The organism is Aeromonas intestinalis (assembly GCF_054052485.1).
This window is the reverse complement of the sequence record NZ_JBSTYK010000002.1, coordinates 31,597-50,048: the sequence shown is the minus strand read 5'-3', so window position 1 is coordinate 50,048 and position 18,452 is coordinate 31,597. Positions and strand designations below refer to the sequence as shown.

13 protein-coding genes are annotated in these 18,452 nt (G+C 64.1%); all 13 read right to left on the bottom strand.

Features of this window, described 5'->3' with window-relative positions; translation table 11 throughout:
• Positions 1–5 precede the first annotated feature (5 nt).
• Entirely contained in the window at positions 6–293 is a 288-nt protein-coding gene (locus ACW5W7_RS02575) for a type VI secretion system PAAR protein (protein WP_349921905.1), read from the bottom strand.
• A gap of 276 nt (positions 294–569) precedes the next feature.
• The gene (locus ACW5W7_RS02570) at positions 570–2,000 is read right to left on the bottom strand and encodes a VasL domain-containing protein (RefSeq protein WP_456500662.1); all 1,431 of its coding nucleotides are present in this window, start codon (positions 1,998–2,000) and stop codon (positions 570–572) included.
• A gap of 39 nt (positions 2,001–2,039) precedes the next feature.
• Positions 2,040–5,531 (bottom strand): type VI secretion system membrane subunit TssM, encoded by a 3,492-nt coding sequence (gene tssM / locus ACW5W7_RS02565; RefSeq protein WP_349921903.1) that lies wholly within the window; start codon positions 5,529–5,531, stop codon positions 2,040–2,042.
• A 50-nt stretch (positions 5,532–5,581) separates the two neighbouring features.
• Positions 5,582–6,994, bottom strand: a complete 1,413-nt coding sequence (tssA, locus tag ACW5W7_RS02560; protein WP_456500661.1) for a type VI secretion system protein TssA — start codon at positions 6,992–6,994, stop codon at positions 5,582–5,584.
• An 8-nt stretch (positions 6,995–7,002) separates the two neighbouring features.
• The gene (vasI, locus tag ACW5W7_RS02555; protein WP_456500660.1) at positions 7,003–7,605 is read right to left on the bottom strand and encodes a type VI secretion system-associated protein VasI; all 603 of its coding nucleotides are present in this window, start codon (positions 7,603–7,605) and stop codon (positions 7,003–7,005) included.
• On the bottom strand, positions 7,605–9,143 hold the full coding sequence (locus ACW5W7_RS02550; RefSeq protein ID WP_434668421.1) for a sigma 54-interacting transcriptional regulator: 1,539 nt from the start codon (positions 9,141–9,143) through the stop codon (positions 7,605–7,607). Before ACW5W7_RS02550 ends, vasI begins: the two co-directional genes overlap by 1 nt.
• Positions 9,144–9,145: 2 nt before the next feature.
• Positions 9,146–11,788 carry a type VI secretion system ATPase TssH gene (tssH, locus tag ACW5W7_RS02545; protein WP_456500659.1) on the bottom strand — a complete coding sequence of 881 codons (2,643 nt, stop codon included), beginning with the start codon at positions 11,786–11,788 and terminating at the stop codon, positions 9,146–9,148.
• Between the two features lie 20 nt (positions 11,789–11,808).
• Positions 11,809–12,588, bottom strand: coding sequence for a type IVB secretion system protein IcmH/DotU (gene icmH / locus ACW5W7_RS02540; protein WP_349921899.1), 780 nt, complete (start codon positions 12,586–12,588; stop codon positions 11,809–11,811).
• Positions 12,589–12,609: 21 nt separating this feature from the next.
• A complete protein-coding gene (gene tssK, locus ACW5W7_RS02535) occupies positions 12,610–13,944 on the bottom strand; it encodes a type VI secretion system baseplate subunit TssK (RefSeq protein WP_349921898.1) in 1,335 nt (444 codons plus the stop codon).
• Positions 13,945–13,946: 2 nt separating this feature from the next.
• The gene (tssJ, locus tag ACW5W7_RS02530) at positions 13,947–14,462 is read right to left on the bottom strand and encodes a type VI secretion system lipoprotein TssJ (RefSeq protein WP_456500658.1); all 516 of its coding nucleotides are present in this window, start codon (positions 14,460–14,462) and stop codon (positions 13,947–13,949) included.
• Positions 14,459–15,697 carry a type VI secretion system-associated FHA domain protein TagH gene (gene tagH, locus ACW5W7_RS02525; protein WP_456500657.1) on the bottom strand — a complete coding sequence of 413 codons (1,239 nt, stop codon included), beginning with the start codon at positions 15,695–15,697 and terminating at the stop codon, positions 14,459–14,461. The genes tssJ and tagH overlap by 4 nt, the downstream gene beginning before the upstream one ends.
• 26 nt (positions 15,698–15,723) lie before the next feature.
• On the bottom strand, positions 15,724–16,722 hold the full coding sequence (gene tssG / locus ACW5W7_RS02520) for a type VI secretion system baseplate subunit TssG (RefSeq protein WP_349921895.1): 999 nt from the start codon (positions 16,720–16,722) through the stop codon (positions 15,724–15,726).
• Positions 16,686–18,452: a type VI secretion system baseplate subunit TssF gene (gene tssF, locus ACW5W7_RS02515; RefSeq protein ID WP_456500656.1), complete on the bottom strand. Its 1,767-nt coding sequence runs from the start codon at positions 18,450–18,452 to the stop codon at positions 16,686–16,688. The genes tssG and tssF overlap by 37 nt, the downstream gene beginning before the upstream one ends.

Below are 18,452 nucleotides of genomic sequence, written 5' to 3'. Positions count from 1 at the left end.
CCTCCTTATCCTGCCTGGCCACTGCCAGAGCCAATCACCACGCCGCCACAGCCGATGGCGGTACCGGTCACGGCGATGGGCTTGCCATTCACCAGCACGGAGCCGACGCCCCCCGAGATGCTGCGCGGATGGGGAGCACTGCTGGGTTTGACGTGGGGAGCGAGGGGATCTCCCTGACGGGCCACCGGCTTGCCGTCGAGGAAGACATTGGGGCTGGCAGCGATCACCGGGGATGGGTGGAAACCGTCGTGGTCGGTGCCGATGTCACCGAGCAATGCAATCGTGGGGCACATCTGAATTCTCCCTGTGGGCAAGGGGGGCGGCACGCCCCCGCCATGGTCCGGCGCTTGCGGACAGTCATAACAGTCGGGAGGCTGGCCCAGCAGCCTCCATGCCAATGACACTGTTTTATTAATGTCTTTTAAATCATGATGTTGGACTCTAGTGCGCAGAATGCAGCACAAGGCACTGCAACAACTTGCCGCCGGCAACATCAATGCACCGAGAAACATGACAAAGGCAGTCAAATACTCCGCAATGCGAGCAATAACTTGCTCCCATCAGCAGGATCAGCCACCTTCAGCCCCCTGCTGCAGCTGATAGAGGCGGACATTGAGCGCCTTGAGGTCATTTTCCAGCCCCTTGAGATCCGCCGCCGTGATGGGCTCCTGGGCCACCTTGCGTGCCTCCAGTTCATTGAGGCGCAGGCTGAACGGGATGTTCTGCATCAGGTTCTTCTGCACCTCATAGAGCTGGGACTTGAGATAGGAGATGGTCACCGTCTTGCGTTGACGTTCCAGATCCAGCAGTTGATCCAGCAGGGCATCCACCCCGGCGCGAGCATCCAGGTAGGTCGGCACGCTGCCGGCGTCCCCCTGCTGGCCGGCCAGCGCCGTCTGCCACTGCTTGTCCAATGCCTTCACCGCCAGGGAGTCGGGATAGAGCATCAAGAGCGAGTTGCGCAGCCCTTCCCCATGGCGATAGCCATCCAGAGGTGACGCCTGTTCGAGACGGGTCAGCTGGGACTGGTAGCGCGCCACCAGATCGCTCTCCATCCCCTGCAGGGCTTGCTCACCCAGCACGATGCGCGCCTGGCGGATGTCGTCATAGCTGAGCACTTTTGGCAGCTCGGATGCCGGTTGCAGCAGGCGTTGGGCCGCCAGCAGCTTCGCCTCCTGCTGATGTTGCCAGCCGAACCAGGCCATCACCGGCAGGGCGCAACTGAGCAGGCCGCAGCCAAACCAGAACCAGGCAGAGCGCTGCTTGCGATGCTGCTCTATCTTGAGCACGGTCGGCTTGACCTGACCCTTCTCCCGTCCCACCAGGATGCTGCCCTGGGGCAGAGGGGGGCTCGCCTGGGCAGAGGGTGAGGCCACACTCTGCTCCATGTCCCCCTTGAAATAGACCATGGGGGGGATCTGCAGCTCATCCTTGAGCCCAGGATCGTCGGAGACGATGACGATCTCCGCCTCATCAAACAGGTGGGTGTAACCCTCGATGAAGTGCACCAGGTTCTCGACCCGGGGAATGCGGCTCAGCCCCGCGTTGTGGAGCTTCTCGCTGATGAGCTGCAACGCCCGCTCGCAGCGGTAGATCAGCCGCTTGTCCTCGTGGCTTATCTGGTACTGGCGAATGACGTCGCTGATGCGGGCGATGAACCAGTCCAGCATCTCGATGCGGGCCCGCTCCTGCTGCACCGGCGGCCAGAAGCTCTCCCACTGGGTCACGATGAGGTTGGCCAGAAACTCGCAGCCCTCGGTGAAACCGCTCAGACCCTGCAGGCGTGAGCGCGCCAGGGTGAAGTAGATGGCGGTCTGCAGATCCACCCCGTGTTTCTCGAAGATCTGGCTCGAAAGCTGATGGATCCTGTGCCAATCCACCTCGGGGCGCGATGCATGGCTGAGCTTGTTGATCTCGGCGCGCAGCGCCTCGTATTCCGGCAGCATCCTGGGGTCGCGCCCCACGTTCAGCGCCTGCTGACCTTGCTGGTTATATGTCATAAGTGTTCCAACTGGATGGGGGCCAAGGCCCCCATCCCATCAATAGAGGGATTCGGGCAACTTGAACTGGCTGAACAGGCCGCCGGTGAAGGGGTTTTGTGCGCTGTCGGTGTAGACGCGATAAGTCATGGAGCCCTGATCCACCGGGAAGCGTACGTCGAAGGTCGCCTCGTTCACCTGGGTCAGTTCCCCCTTGTCCATCAGGCGGAACATGGCCCAGGGGCCGACGAAGCCTTCGCTGCGCGGGGAACGCTCGCGGGCGGCCGGCACCAGGGTTATCTTGCTCTCGGCCCCGTCACGCATGGTGTTGGGCCACACCAAGGGGATCTTGGTGCGCCGGCCGTGGGCGTATTCCAGCAACTGGCCGTCCAGATTCAGCACGCTGCGCCGCTTGTTGGCGGTGAGCTCGATGGGCTCGAGGGCAAACTGCACCTCCAGGTTGCCCTGCTGGCTGAAGAAGATCTGGCGGATGCGGGCGGCACGGTCGAGCTGTTTTACCAGCTCGGCCTGCACCGGCGAGCCGAGCTCTCCTTCCATCAGACCGCTCTCCACCATGGGCTTGAGGTTGACCTGATAGAAGCTGTCCAGGGTCCCGTTGGGTGCGAAGAAGCGCTCCATCTCGGACAGGGGCACATCCTTGGCAGAACCCGGTTCGAACGGGTAGCGCCCCGCCAGCTGGCTGTTGAAGGGGGCCAGCACCTTGTCCTGCCACTCCTGATTGAGAGAGGACATGGCGAGATCCACCACCAGCCGTGAACTCTGCTCGGAGAGCTGACCCACCCAGCGATCCAGCGGCGCCGGCAGGCCACGGGCATACTGCTGCAGCGCAAACACGGGATCGGCGTACTTGTTGGTCAGGCGAAGCTGCACCGCCTTCAAGGCGGACTGACCCGGCTCGGTGGCATTGACGATAAGCTCCAGGTAGTGCTGCAGCTCCATCAGCTTCTGGTTCACCTCCTGGATGAGGGGCCCCTGCTCACCCCGTCCCGCCAGGGCGGCATTGGTGGCCAGGAAGGGGCGACCGATACGGGCCGTGATGGCCTGGGCCGGATCCCCTTCCACATCCGAGATCTTGCGGATACGGGTGTTGTCATCCAGCGCCGCCAAGACGCGCTGGAACGGCTGATCGTTGCCGGTGATGGCGGTCAGCACGTCCAGCGCCTGCTCCGGGCTCTCCAGCGTCTGCACGTCCAGGTTGGTCAGCAGATTCTGCCACTGGTTGACGTAGTCGGTGACGTAACGTTCATTGACCTGACGGGTGATCTCCTTGCGATCCGCCTCACTCAAGCGACTCAGCTTGCGCTGGCCCAGCACCCAGGCGTCCATGGCGGTGAGATCGATCAGCGCCTTGTCCTGCTTGATGAAGAAGTTGTTGAAACCCGGCCAGGTCAACAGCCGTGGCACCTGCCCCGCCGGTTCACTGCGCAGGGCAAAGACGGTGTCGAAGGTCGGCCCCACCTCGTCGCGCACGTTGAGATCCGGCGCCAGCTCGTCCCCGGCCTTCACCACCAGGTTCTGATAAACCCGCTGATAGAGCGGCAGCTTGCCGAGTTCGCGCTGGGCGCCGTACACCGGTTCCTTGAAGGGGACGAAGGCGGTGATGGCGGCCTGATCCCGCGCAGCCCTGGCCCCATACCAGTCGGTGTGATCCAGGGCATAGTCCAGATGCCCCATCAGCTGCTCCTGTACCGGCCCCTGGCCCGGGAAGGCCCGCTGCCAGCGGCTCGCCATGTACTGCTCCACCAGCTCCTTGTTGCGGCCGGAGGCGTCGTCCAGCATCCGCATCACCCGCAGGATGGAGAGTTTCTCCTCGCTGCCCGCCGGTGCCCGCTGAAGATCGTCCAGCAGCCCCTGCATCTGGGCAGGCAGGAAGCGCAGGCTCAGCAGTTGCAGGTAGGAGCCTTCCACATAGGGGCCGATCTCGTCCCCTTGATAGAGGCCGAGATCCGCCACCAGCGGGGTACGTTCCCGATAGTTGCCAAAGGAGAGGGTCGCCTCGCGAATGAGGTTCAGGCGCGGCAGCTGGCTCACCCCGAAGGCGTGATCATCGGTCAGCTCGCGGGTGCTGGTGAAGGCCTGGGCCTTGGTCAGCACGTTGCGCCCCGCCTCTTCGTTGACCCGATAGAAGTAGTGCCAACCGCCGATGAGGGCCGCCGAGAAGAGGGAGAGGCAGCCGAGACCGATGGCCATGCGACGACGGCGATAGAGGGTGTGCAGCCGGTTCTCCCCGGCCAGATGGGCCTCGGGGAAGATGATGCCGGAGAACAGCTGGCGCACGAAATAGGTGTTCGACTCCCCGCGCAGGGCCGAGTGGATGGGCTCCGGCAGGTTGTAGCGACGGGAGGCCGCCTGGGCGAACGCATCGAACGGCACCCCTTGCTGGTAGACGGAGCTGATATAGACCCCACGCACCAGCAGCGGTTTGCTCTCCTCTATGGCCAGGGTTTCATCCAGCAGGCTGGCCACATAATCCTTGAGTCCCGCCAGCTGACGCACGAAAGAGAACAACGCGCTGCGCTGACCGGCATCCAGCCTGGTCAGCATCAGCTCGGGCAGATTCTGGTTGAGGTTCTCCACCCACTGATCCCAGAACTGGATCAGCTCCTGTTGCCAGCCATCATGGCCGCTCGGGTTGAAGGTCACCCCCAGCACGGCCTCGCGGGCCTCCTTGTCGAGTTGCTCGTACACCACATCAAACCCGCGCAGCAGATCGAGCTTGGTGAAAGTGACGTAGAGGGGCAGCCGGGTGTTCATGGTGGCCGAGACCTCTTGCAGGCGCGAGCGCATCAGCTGGGCATAGGCCTTGCGCTCGGCCACGCTGGCGTGGGAGAGCCAGGCCAGGTCCACCGTCAGCACCAGACCGTTGAGGGGCTGGCGACGACGATGCTCGCACAGCCAGTTCAGCAGATGCAGCCAGAGCCGCTCGTGCTTGCGGGCAAGGGGATCGAGCTCAGGTTCGGATTGGGACAAGAGCTCGCCGGCGGGATCCAGCATCACCGCCTTCTCGCCAAGCCAGCAGTCAATGAGCTGATCCTGGGCGACATCCCTAAGCTCGGTATCGAGTCTCGGGTTCAACTTGTTGGCCGGGTTGGCCCGGTGAATGAGGCTGCTCTTGCCGCTACCGGGCAGTCCCAGCACCAGGTACCAGGGCATGGCATAGCGAGCCCCCTTGCCAAGATGCTCATCGAGGGCTTGCAACCAGCGCCCGAGGAACAATCCCTGGCGATCCAGCAGTCCCTGCACCGGATCTTGTTCCAGCACGCTCTCCTGCTGGCGCTCGGCCTTGAGTTGCTGCATCTTGCGCCACATCCGCCAGGAGAGCACCCCCAGCAGCAGCCAGAGCCAGAGCAGGGTGAACACCACCCGTCCCCACAGGGGCTCGAAGGGCTTGGCATCGCGGATCTCGAGGCGGGGGCCGAGCCACCACACCAGGATCAAGGCGACAACCCAGAGCACGGCACCGAGCAGGGGCCAGGAGGGTTTCAATTTCGGCAGCTGTTGCCGCAGAAAGGTAAAAATGGTCTTGAACATAAAATGTGATCCAACTCCGACTCAGCGACTCATTTCGCCATGCATGTCATTTACCCAGCCGCCTGCTGTTCCAGGCGACTGACCAATCCGGGTTCCCATTGCGCCAATCCCAGGCGACTCGCCTCTTGCCAAAGATGCTGATAGTGCTGGCGCGCCAGCGCCGCCATGCCCTCTTGCGCCAGCAGCTCCGCCTGCACCAGTTGGGCGTGGAAGCGGGCGCGAGGCTCCTGCAGTTGCTGCATGCGCTCATCGAGCAGGGTCAGGGCCGCGGCCATGCCCTGCTCCCCATGCCGCTGGGCGACCTCTTCCCCCAGGCTCCCGCCCGCCTCTCCCACCCCGCGGTTCACCGGTTGCAGCCAGCGCTCGCATTCGGAGGGCAAGAAGGGAGTGCCATCGCTAAAACCCAGTTCCCGCAGAGCCGGCAGGCGCTGCAAGAAAGCCGCGAGCTCCTCCTTGATGGCCTGGGCGACGGCGCCAAAACCCAGCTTGTCCGCTACCAGGGCCGAGAGGCGATGGCCCCCGAACCAGTAAGGGGCCAGGGTCAGGCTCTGCTCGATGCGCTGCCAGAGCGCCAGATCCGCGCTGGCGAGTGCGGCGCGATACTCGTCCACCATGTCCACCGACATGGGGGCCAGCGGGGTTTTGTTGCCACTGGATGCCATGGGCGGCGTGGTGATCCCCGCCCAGATGGCGTGACGGCGCAGGCGATAGCCCATGGCCGCCTCCGGTTGGCGCTCGATGAGCAAATCCGCCACCTTGAGCTGGGTCTGACGCCAGGCCCGGTCATTGGAGCTGTCTATCTCGAGCCCGGGGGCCTGGCTGGCCCCGCTCAGTACCATGGTGGCGCTCTGGCTGGCATGGGCCGTCGTGCCCACGACGCCTGCGGCCGGGGAGCTGACACCATCCGCCTCGGCCTGGGCGGCCTGCTGGCGCTGGGCTCGTCTCAGCTCCATCAGCAGCGGGTCGAGCAACTCTCCCTTATCCGGGCACTGCACCAGCCAACAGGCGCCGAGCTGCTCGGCCTGCACCAACAGCTGAGCCAGCTCGGCCGCCGAAGCGCTCTCGCAGACCCGCGGCAGGGCCCCCTCGAAGCGCTTGACGATCTGCACCATCAGCCGCTGTTTCTGGCTGGCATTGCCGGGCCAGGCCAGCAGCCAGTAGGCGCGGATCCAGGACTCCAGCAGGCTCAGCGCCGCCCCCATGGGCGTCGCCTTGGCGGGGTGTTGCAGGCAGCGCAGCAACTGGGCCAGTACCCGCATATCCTTGGTGCGCGTCTCCAGGAGGCCAAGGCAGGCCTCAGCTACCGCATTGAGATCCACCTGGGCGTGGGCCAGAGATCCGAGCTTGACCAGCTCGGTCTCCACATAGTCCCAGCGCGGCTCGTCTGCGAGGACGGCACTCTTGGTCTGTTCATCCGGCAGGCTGGCGAGCAGGCGGCCACACCAGGGGTGTTGATAGCTCATCTCCCCTCCTACCAGCGACACTGCTGGCGCAGGGGCACCAGGGCGGTTTTCAGACCGCTCAAGTCGACCCTCAGCAAGGCACCGTTGTCGGCCCGCACCTGCAACTCGCGATGGCCCAGCCAGCGCTTGAGCTCCTCGATGGCGGGCAGGCCGCGGCCATATTCCAGCAAGAGCCCCTGATCCCGGATAAACCAGCTCTGAGCACTGCTGCTTGGCTGACCATCCAGCGTGACCTGCACGTTTTCACCGGCCCAGGGGCTATCCAACCGCAGCCGGATGTGGGTGATGCTGTCGACACAACCGATGGAGAGCGTCGCTCCCCTCAGGGCCGGGCGGGTCAGCGTCTCATTGCCGCGTCCTTCGTCGCTTTGCAGCAGGAAGGGAGGGCTGTCCGGGGTGCGGCCCAGCTCCTGATCCCAGATGGCCTGCCAGGCGGGAGACTTGGCCGCCCCGCTCGTGGCGGCAGGTTCACTCCCACGACCGAGGGCGTCATAGCAGGCGAGGCGCACCAGGGGGGAGGCTTCACGCCGGCACTGTTGCCAACCCGCCAGATCGAACTGGGGCTCGGCGGCGCTTGCCAGCAAGAGGGGCAACAGGGTGAGCAGGCTCATCAGTTCACCTCCAGCTTCTGGCACTTGTGATCCAGGGTGCGCTTGGGAATGTTCAGGCTCTCGGCCACCAGCATGCGATTGCCCTGGAAGTAGCGCAGCCGCGCCTCGATGACGGAGGCCTCATACAGCTGCATGGCCCGGCGCAGGTCGCGAATGTGGTTGTAGTTGTCCATCGAGCCGGGCAGCTCCACGCAGACCCGCTCCCGCAGCTCGGGCGGCAGCGCCTCCAGCACCACCTCTTCCCCGTGGCGGGTATGGGCGCAGGCCACCTCCAGCAGGTTGCGCAATTCTCGCACGTTGCCGGGGAAGTCGTAGCTCTGTAGCTGCTTCTGGAACTGACGGTGCAAGCCGCCGAGGGCCTTGCCATCCTGCTCGGCAAACTGGGCCATGAAGTGCTGGCACAGCATGGGCACATCGTCCATGTGCTCGCGCAGCGGGGCGATGAGCAACAGGCACTGGCAGAGGCGGTGATAGAGATCGGCCCGGAACTGGCCATCCTCCACCTGACGGGTGAGGGGCTGATGGGTGGCGGCGATGAGGCGAAAATCGGAGTGGAGCTCCTGCTCGGCCCCGAGGGGCCGGTAGCTGCGCGTTTCCAGCACCCGCAGCAGCTTGGCCTGCATGGCGGCAGGCATGTCCCCCACCTCGTCCAGGAACAGGGTGCCGCCATTGGCCTGGGCCACCAGCCCGGCCTTGTTGCTAAGCGCCCCGGAGAAGGCCCCCTTCTGGTAGCCAAACAGCTCGCTCTCGATGAGGTTTTCCGGGATGGCGGCGCAGTTGATGGCCACGAACGGCTTGCCGGCGCGATCCGAGCATTGGTGCACCAGGCGGGCGACCACCTCCTTGCCGCTGCCGGTCTCCCCCTGAATGAGCACGGTCAGCTTGTGCTGCGCCGCCTGATGGACCTGCTCGCGCAACCCGCAGATCACCGCGGATTGACCCACCAACTGGTCAGCCAGCAGCTTCTCGTGCTGCTTCTTGACCTGATCCTCCCCTTTTATCTGGCGAAGAGAGTCTCTCAGCACACTCTGATCCCGGCGGCTGCGACCCAGATCCCGGATGAGGGTAAGCTGGTTGCAAAACACCTGGGAGAGCTGGGCCAGCTCGGGGCCGTCGGTCCACTCCTGCAACTGCTCGGCGCTGTCCATCATGGCCAGCACGGCGAACGGCTTGCCGTTGCCATCCAGCAAGGGGAAGGCGTGCAGGCCGCACTGCTGGCCGAGGTTGGAGAGCAGGGCGCGAAACTCCTTGTGCTCGATGCGCGCGCCCCCGTGCAGGGAGTCCCAGGTGCGGGACTGGGCCTTGTGCAGCACATAGGCAAGGGGGTGGGAGAAATCATCCACCGCCAGGGAGAGGCTCACCGCCTGCCCCTTGACCCAGCCACTGCACTGCATCTGGCGCCCGCTCACGTCCAGCATGGCGAGCAGCATGCCCTTGGGCTGGAAGCTGGCGTGCAGCACCTGTGACCACCATTGGCACAGGTGCGCCTCATCGCGCTGCTCGGTCAGCTCGAGGGCAAAGGCGAGGGCTTGTTCCATACTCAAGCCCCCACCTCGGCCAGGAACTGCTGATCCGCCACAGAGAAGCGCACCCGGTTGATGGGTTCACCGGCGGCCAGACGCTGCAGCAGTTGCAGGGAAACCGGCGGCAGCAGGGCACCGTCGATGACGGATTCGAGCATGCGGGCCCCGTTCTCGCTGCGATTGGCACGGCGCAGTATCTCTTCGGCCACCTCCGCATCCAGCTCCACCTCGGCGCCGAAGCGCTCCTTGAGCAGCTTGACCAGACGGTTGAGCTTGCCCCCCACGATCTGCACCAGGGTCTCGTGACCGAGCGGCAGATAGGGGATCACCTCCATGCGCGCCAGCAGCGCCGGCTTGAAGAAGGCGGCGAGCTCGGGGTAGAGCGCATCCAGCAGCACGTCCGGCTGCTCGGCGTTGTCGACGATTGTCTGGAAACCCAGATTGGAGGTGAGGAAGAAGACCACGTTCTTGCAGTCGATGATGCGCCCCTCCCCGTCTGCCAGCTCGCCCTTGTCGAACGCCTGATAGAAGAGGTTCAGCACATCCGGGTGCGCCTTCTCCACCTCGTCCAGCAGCACCACGGAATAGGGCTTCTGGCGGATGGCCTCGGTCAGCACGCCCCCCTCGCCAAAACCCACGTAACCGGGGGGGGAGCCGATGAGGCGCGAGACGGTGTGTTTCTCCTGATACTCGGACATGTTGATGGTGGTCAGATACTGGCGACCACCGAACATCAGCTCGGCGATTTGCAGCACGGTTTCTGTCTTGCCGACCCCGCTCGGGCCCACCAGCAGGAAGGCGCCGAGAGGACGGCCCGGGCGGCGCAGGTCGGCGCGGGCGGTCAGCAGGTGCTTGTGCAGATGGGCCACCGCCACATCCTGCCCCTTGATGAGATCCCCGAGGTACTCCGGCAGCCGGGTCACCACGTCGAGCTCCCCCTGGGAGATGCGATTGAGCGGCACCCCGGTCCACTCGGCGATCACCGCTGCGACCTGGGTCTTGTCCACGTGGGCGGAGACCAGTACGGACTCCTGCTGCAGGGCGGCAAGCTCGTCCTCGAGCGCCGCCAGCTGCTGGGCCGCAGCGTGGAGGTCCAGCGGGGCATCCGCCAGATCCAGCGCCTCTGTCTTTAACAACTCATCCTGCTCGTCAGCCAACAGCGCGGCGCGCAGGGTCACGATCTGCTGCACCAGCCCCTGTTGTTGCTGCCATTGGGCCTCTTGTTCCACCAGGGCATCACGACAGGCAGACTGGGCGGCCTGCAACTCGGCGAGGCGCTCTTCGTTGTCACCCAGACCGATGAGACGCTGACGCTCCAGCTGGCGGATCTCCAGCTCCCGCTGGCGCAGCTCGTTTTGCAGGTGGCTGACGGCGCGCGGCGGCGTGGTGAGGTTGATGGCGACCCGGGCACAGGCGGTGTCGAGCACGTCGATGGCCTTGTCCGGCAACTGGCGACCGGAGAGGTAACGGGCGGAGAGCTGGGCGGCGGCCTGCAGCGCCTCCTCGTCGATGAGCACCCCGTGGGACTGCTCGTAGATGCTGCGCAGGCCCCGCAGGATCACGGTGGCCTCCTCGGCGTTGGGCTCGCCCACCTTCACCAGCTGGAAGCGGCGCGACAGGGCCGCATCTTTTTCCACGTATTTCTTGTACTCGCCCCAGGTGGTGGCGGCGATGGTACGCAGCTCACCGCGGGCCAGGGCGGGTTTGATCAGGTTGGAGACGTCCAGGCCACCGGCCTGGTTGCCCGCCCCGATCAGGGTGTGGGCCTCGTCGATGAAGAGGATGACGGGGCGCACCGCCTCCTTGACCTCCTGCATCACCCCTTTGAAACGCTTCTCGAACTCCCCCTTGACCGAGGCCCCGGCCTGCATGGCACCGAGATCCAGGGTCATCAGCTCCACTTCGCGCAGCTTTTCGGGCACCTGACCTGCCACCATGCGCAAGGCCAGCCCCTCGATGAGGGCGCTCTTGCCCACCCCGGCCTCCCCCACGACGATGGGGTTGTTCTTGCGGCGACGGGAGAGGATGTCGATCATCAGATCAATTTCGTGATCCCGGCACAAGACGGGATCCAGGCTGCCCTGACGGGCCTGCTCGGTCACGTTGACGGTGAAGCGGGCCAACAGGCTGGCATCGGCGGGCAAGGCAGCCTGGGCGGCGTTGCCGTTGCTGGAGGCGGTCACCTGCGTCTCGGCCGATTCCTTCACCCACTCATCGAACTGCTGGCGCAGCAGCTCCCGATTGACGTTGGCAAGCAAACGCGTCACCGAACCCGGCAGGTAGCGCTGGGGGGTCATCAAGAGCACCAGCAGCATGACGCCGCTGCGCAACTGGCCGTGTTGCAGCTCGGCGGAGGCCAGCAGCCAGCTGTCTTGCAGCCACTCCACCAGGAGTGGCGAGAAGGAGGGGTAACCCTGTCCATAGCCGCTGTCGGCGGACGAAGGCTGCAGCAGGGTGTGCAGCTCTTCCACCTCCACCTCGGCCCGTTTGAGGATCTGGCGTACATCGGACAAGGGGGTATCCAGCATCTTCAGCAGCAGGTGTTCGATGCGGATCTCGGCCCCCTGATGGTTGACGCAGAGGGCCGCAGCCTCCTCCAGCATGTGACGACAGATGGGATTGAGTCTTTCCACCAGTACCGGTAGCTCTATACGAATCAAGGCGTGCTCTCCTCAGAATATTATTTTAATAATTCGCCCAGTTGACGCAGAACGTCCTGAGTCTGGTTATTGAGTTGGTGGTGATAGAGGCCAAAGATGATGGCCAGCACCACGGCGCCCCCCAGGTAGAGACTGCGCAGGGAAACCTGTTTGCGCAGCCGATAGCGGGAGGCCTGCTGACCGAGGTCCAGGTGAAACACACTGGGTGCCTCGCCGCTCGCCTCGGGGGACAACTGTTTGTGCAACTGTCTGACGATGCGTTCGAACTCCCCCTGCCCCTTGCTCATCACCTTGTAACGCCCCTCGAAACCGAGACACAGACACAGATAGATGAACTCCAGGATGTCCCGATAGCGCACCGGGTCCTCCTGCAGGCGGGCGAGCAGCACGAACACCTTCTCCCCGCCCCAGGTCTCGTTGTGAAAACGAGTCAGCAAGGAGTGCTCAGACCATTCGCTCTGGCTACCCCAGTCGCGGCCCATCACGGCCTCGTCGATGAAGGTGCAGAGGATGTAGCGAAACGAGAGCACCACGCCGTTCTCGTAGCCCTGGGCCATCAGCTCCTGCTCGATGGCCTGGATCTCGGTCACCACCCGCTGGTAGAGCTCGGGTACCCGGTCGTAGCGCGACAGCAGGCGCACCCGCTGCACCAGGCCGAGCAAGGGGGTCACGGCGTCGATCATGGGATTGATGCTCTGGCCCCGCAGGCGGAACCAGTAGTCCGAGTCCATGTCCAGCTGCTCGGCATGATCGAACAACAGGTCGCTGAGTTGCTCGTTCTTGATAATGTCCGTGGTCATCTGTGCTTATTCCTTGTGAGATCACTGGCTGCGAATGGCCCAGAGCTGCATGTCCAGCTCCGGGAAGTCGCCGGCGATGTGGAAAGCGAGGGTGTTGCCCACCGCCAGCATCTGCCAGGCCGGACTCTGCCGATCGAGCTGGAAGTAGCTGTAACCGGCGTGATAGGGCAGCTGGCGCGGGGCCACCGGCAGCGGCAGCAACGGGATGCCGGGCAGTTGCAGGCTGATGAGTTCGCGGATCTTGTCGCTCGAGGCCACCTTGGTCTGTTGCAGCAGTTGCTTGCGCAGTTGCTCCTGGGGCATGCGGGCACGCACCGCCAGCACGAAGTCGGCGCTTTGCATCAGCTCGCTCTCCCCCACCACGGCTACCATGACGCCGTACTGGTGCTTGCGCAGCTGGATGGAGACGGCCCGCGGCGACAGCACTGTGCTGAGGGCCTGGCGCAGGGCCAGCATCACGGGTTCGAAGCTCTGCTGCTGATCGTCGTGGCGATAGGCGGCAAACTCCGGCGGCAGGCGGGACTCGTCGGTGAAGGTCATCAACTCGCCGCAGATCTGCACCAGGGCCTCGTGCAGCCGCTCCGGGTGCAAGGTACCGAGGCGCGCCAGGTGCGCCAGCTGGGGCTGAGCCCGGTTGAGCAGTTGCAGCATCATGAACTCCGCCACATCCGCCACCCCTTGCTGACCCGGCGCCGCGATACGCTGGGAAAGACTGCGGGCCCGCTCGGCCACGAGGCCGGCGGACTCGCCGAGGAAGCGTTTCAGGGCCGGAATGGCGGAGACGCTGATGCTGCAGGGCATGAAGTTGGGATCCAGCACCAGGCCGCCGTCCGGACGCTTGTCCAGGATGCGGGCGATGGCCAAGGAGGCATAGGCGCTGCGATCGTCACGCTCCAGCATCAGCCGCAGGCTGACCCGACCCACCTCGAGGGAGACCACGTCTCCCCCTTCGCTGTGCAGGTCGCGTACATCGTGGCGATGGGCCTGCAGCCGGGTGGCCACCTGGCCCCCCTGATTGACCTCGTTGACGCCGCTCACCGACAGCGGCAGCGCCAGATAGACCTTCTGGTTGGCCACCGAGGCGTCGGTGACCTCCAGCGGGGTCGGCAGCACATCGTCGTTCGGGATGTTGAACACGGTGCCGTCCGGCAAAATGCCGGTGGCCCCCACCAGGGCGATGCGGCCAAAGCCGAGGTAATCCTCGTTGATGGCCAGCGACTGGAGCCCGTAGAAATAGTCCGACAGCGCGCTCAGCCGGGCGTGCAGCGCGTAGTCCGAATGCCGCTGTTGTTGTTGGAAGTGCTGGGGCTTGATGAAGAGCCCCTCTCGCCAGATAACCCGATTTCGACTCGACATGGTCACTCTTCTTCTTGTTGTAGTTCCACTTCATCCAGACGCAGATGAACCAGGATTTGATAGGCGCGGCCCGTGCTCTTGACCTTGATGACCTTGCGCCACTCGGCGCTGTCCGGATCGGCGTAGCGGGCGATCACGCCGATGTAGCGGGTCTTCTCGTCGAGCTTGACGGGGGGCAGATACTTGAACTGCCCCGGCAGCAGGGTGTAGTCCTGATGGTCCAGATAGTTCTTGCCAAGCGCCTTCTCCACATCCTCGGTCACCTGGTCGTAATCGGTGGCGAGCAGCTTGGAATCCTCCGCCAGCAGCAGCACCTGGAACTCGATGGGCGCCGCCTCCCCGCTCTCGTTGGGATTGACGTCCGGCTCCGCCACCAGGCTCAGGCCCAGGGTGGAGGGCTGATCATCGTTGCTGCCCACCTGGATGTCCGGGTTCATGGCCACGTCGGCCATCTTGCCCATGGTGGTACAACCTGCCAGGACCAGCAGCGCGGTACCCAGCATCAGCGCACGTCTCATCCAATCAGCCCCTGTTGCTGACGCACGGCCTGGTCATAGGCCTGGGCATAGACCTGATGGAACAGCTTGTCGAACCCCTGCTGGCGCGCAGAGGTCAGCTCGCGGTAATAGTGCTGGTACATGTTCCAGGCCCAGCCTTCGTCCGCGGCGCCCGGGGTGCCGGTGCGGCGGTAATGTTCGAAGCGCCCGACCAGGGCATCCGGCGAGAAGGCTTGCAGGATGCTGTCCAGGGCGGCGCCGATGGCCTGCTGGTTTGCCACGTGGTGAATGCGCACGTTGCGCAGACTCTCGGCCACCGCCGCCGGAGCCGTCAGGTGTACCGGGCTCTTCTGCTCGGCGAACAGCACCGCCAGGGTCTCGTCGTAGTCGAGCCCCAGACGCAGGGGGTTGTCCTCGATGGGGCGCAGGTGTTTGTCCGCCAGCGCCGCCTGATCGCTTTGCAACTGCAACAAGCCTTCCACCATGGCACGTACCGTCTTGCCCATCTCTTCGAGCATGTCATGGGCCTGCTGGGTGTCCTGCAGTTGCAGCGGTTGGCCGAGGCCACGCATCAAGGGGGTCAGGGCGACGTGATCCACCCCGTCAAGGGAGGGGCGATAATCCGGGTGATTCTCGATGCCGGGCATATCCAGAAATTCTTGGCTCATGGTGTTCTCGATGGCAGAAAAGGGGGACAGGGACGGATGTTCCATATCCGGTTGTGAAGGAAATTCGCGCTGGCGACCCGGGGCCACCAGGGGGGTCAGGGCTGAACGCTCGTGCTGCAACGCCAACAAGGGATCGAGAGCCAGGGAGTGAGGATCTTCCTGCCCGATGTGGGGCTCGTCGCTCGCCAACCACTCGTCCAGCTGTTCGGTTGGGCGGTTGCCCAGCACCTGCTGCAGACTCTGCTCCGGGGTGATGGCGCCGAGATAGGCCCGCAGCCGGAACGGGCCGACGACGAGTTCGTCCCCCTGCTCCAGATGCACCTTGCGCGCCCTTCCTATGGGGGAGGTAGCGCCATTGATGTAGGTCTGGCCGCTCAGATCGCACAGGCAGAAACGGCCGTCCTGCAGCTCAATCCTGGCGTGTGCCGGCATGACGGCCCCCAGCCGATCCCGCAGTTGCCAGTCATCCTGCTCGGAGGCGCCCAGGGTCCCCCCCATCTCGCCGAAGCCGTATTGCACCTGCTGGTTGCCGTCGAGCTGTTCGCTGTTGAGCACCACCAGGGAAAGTTGCTGGTTTAGGTCGTTCACATTCACTCCTGCTCTCATTCCTGCACTTATTCCTGAACACAAATGGTGACAAACGGGTCACTCGGCGGTGCGCCGAGGAAGGTACTCCACCCCAGGCGCGCACTCTGCTCCTCCCCGAGCCTCAGCCCCCTTGCCTGCTCCTGGCCGAAACCAAGGCGCAGATCCCAGGCCAGCTGGTCGCGCAGAATGAAAGAGACAAAGGTCACCAGGGCGTGGAAATGCTCCCCGTTCGGGAGAAACCCGAGAAACTGCCCAAAACTCAGGTTGTTGATCTTCAATAGAAACTTGCCGGCGCAGTCGTTGACCTTGTCGCCGATGACGAAATCCCCTCCCAGGGTGGCGCAGGCACGGCCCAGCCGGTTTTGCTGATCCTGGTGGATGGGCACCCGGCGCCACTGCCAGGCGCTCACCTCCACGTCCGCCAGATCGAAACAGTGGGCCACCAGCCCCGCCACCACCTCGGGGGAGCGACTGGGGCTCGCCAGCAGGCCCGCATAGGAGAGCATCTTGGCCCGGTTCACCGGCAAACTGCGGCAGACCGCCTCGTTGCCGAGCCCCACCAGGGCAAACATCAGGCGGGAGAAACCATCCTCGCCGTTATCCTGAAAGCGCACGTGATAGCGGTATTTGCGCCAGATCCGGTGCAGCAGGGTCAGCAGTCGGTGATGGAAGAAATCCAGAAACAGGCCGAGCTTCTGCTCCCCTTGCGCGTACTCCCAGGCCAGGGAGTCGAGGTAGTAACCCGGCATGGGGGACTGGCTGCCGTGCAGGCCGAGGAAGGCCACCTCCAGTTGGTGGCGCCCCTTGTCATCACGGCCGATCTGCAGCACGTCGCTGGTGGGAAACCCTAAGGAGGCGGTCGCCTTGAAGCGGATCCCCTCATCCTCTGGCAGGTAGTCGAGTCCTCGCTCCTGATCCGCACCATCCAGCCGGTTGAGCAGCTCAACCAGCTGGAAGAAGTTGAAACGGGGCGCCTCCTTGGCGGCGCTCACATCAGGGAGTGTTGACCGATCTGGACTGGCCACTGGTAACGCTCCTTGTTGTCGAGATTGACCACCTCAAGCAGGTGGAAGGCATTGACGCTGGCGTATAGCGAGAAGAAGTGGGCCAGCACTGTGCTGAACAGATAGAGCTCCCCCTCGCTGCCAAAGGCGGACTGGCGGACATGCAGCACGGATTTGAGCCCCCGCACCGGCATGCCACGCACCAACCTGTCCACCGGGGTGGTCTCGATCTGCTCGATCCCCCCCAGCCGCTTGCGCGAGGCCTGCTCCGCCTGTTTGTCGTGCAGGGCCGGAAAGTCATAGGTGCGCAGCACCTGCACCAGGGCATCCCGGCGCAGCAGGGAGACATAGTTGAGCGACAGGTTGGAGATGAGCGTCCAGTGCAGACTGCCATCCAGGGCCGGGCGCAGGGGCCGGGTCGGCCGGATCAAGTTGCGGAAGGTGGCGAATGAGGGCGAGCTGCCGGTCGGCACGCAGATGTTGCCCACCTTGAGGGTGGCGGCCCGGGAGCGGTTGGTGCAGGTCAGGGTGACGGAGATGGATTCATCCAGTTCCACCGTGGTGGTCTCGTCCCCGCGCACGAAGGAGAGGCTGTGTTCAAACCCGTCCCCGCTCACCGATTCGCGCACCCGCACCCGGTAGTAGAGTGCCAGCCGCTGTTTGGCCCGCTCTATCTGGTGCTGGAAACTCTCGAATGGCTGATAGATGCGCGGCGTGCCGCGGGAGCGACCGAGGTTGCCCTCCACCCAGCCTTCCACCTCGTCCACCGAGAAGATCTCGAAACTGTCCGCGTGGCGGTAGCTCGCCTTGAGGGGATATTCCGCCTGGCGTCCGTTGAGGTTGACCGGTTCGCTGTCGTGCTGGAACAGATTGATGGCCGGCACGCAGTTGAGCATGAAGGAGTCCGGCCGGATCTTGAGCTCGGCGGGCAGCGGCTTGTCGAAACAGAAATGGATCTTGAATTCGCTCACCGGCAGCGGCTGCCTGGGCCACTCCCCCCGGGAGAGCTCGAAGAAGAGGAAACTCTCGGGGAAGCAGAAATACTCCTGCAGGATGCGATAGCCGGAATAGACGTTGTTCGGGTAGGGCAGGAGCGCGTCATCGCGCTCGAAGCCGATGGGCTTGAGGGCGTTGGCTTCCTGACGAAAGCGCTTGCCGTCTATCTCCAGCTCGATGTGGGAGAGCTGGTTGGAGAGCCAGAAGTAGAGCTCATAGGCGGTATAGTTGTCCCCGCCGAGGAAGAAACGCAGCTTGTCGAGCTGCAATTCATCGAGGGGCAAGGGGGCATGCAGGGCGATATCCAGGGAGATGGTGGAGAGATCGTTGCCGCTCTGGGCCGCGATGTGGCGGATATCGGCCGGGTAGATCCAGGCGTCGTGGCTGGTCTGGAAGTGACAGGTCACTTCGTCGATGGGCAGGCTGTCGAGCTGACACCCCTGCTTGACCAGCGCCGGCTGGGTGATGGCCCCGGGGATGACCGAAAACTGCATGATGGTCATGCTGGGGACGGGGCGCAGATAGTTGGGCCAGAGCATATTGAGCAGACCGTGGGTCAGCTCGGGGAACTCGTCCTCTATCTTGGCGCGCAGGTTGCCGGTGAGAAACGCGAAGCCTTCCAGCAGGCGTTCTACATCCGGATCCGTGTTTTGCTCGGACAAGAAACGGGTGAGTTCGGGATAGGCGTCTGCAAATTCGCGCCCTTGCAGGCGCAAAAATGCCAGTTCATCCCTGAAGTAATGTTCCAGCGACAT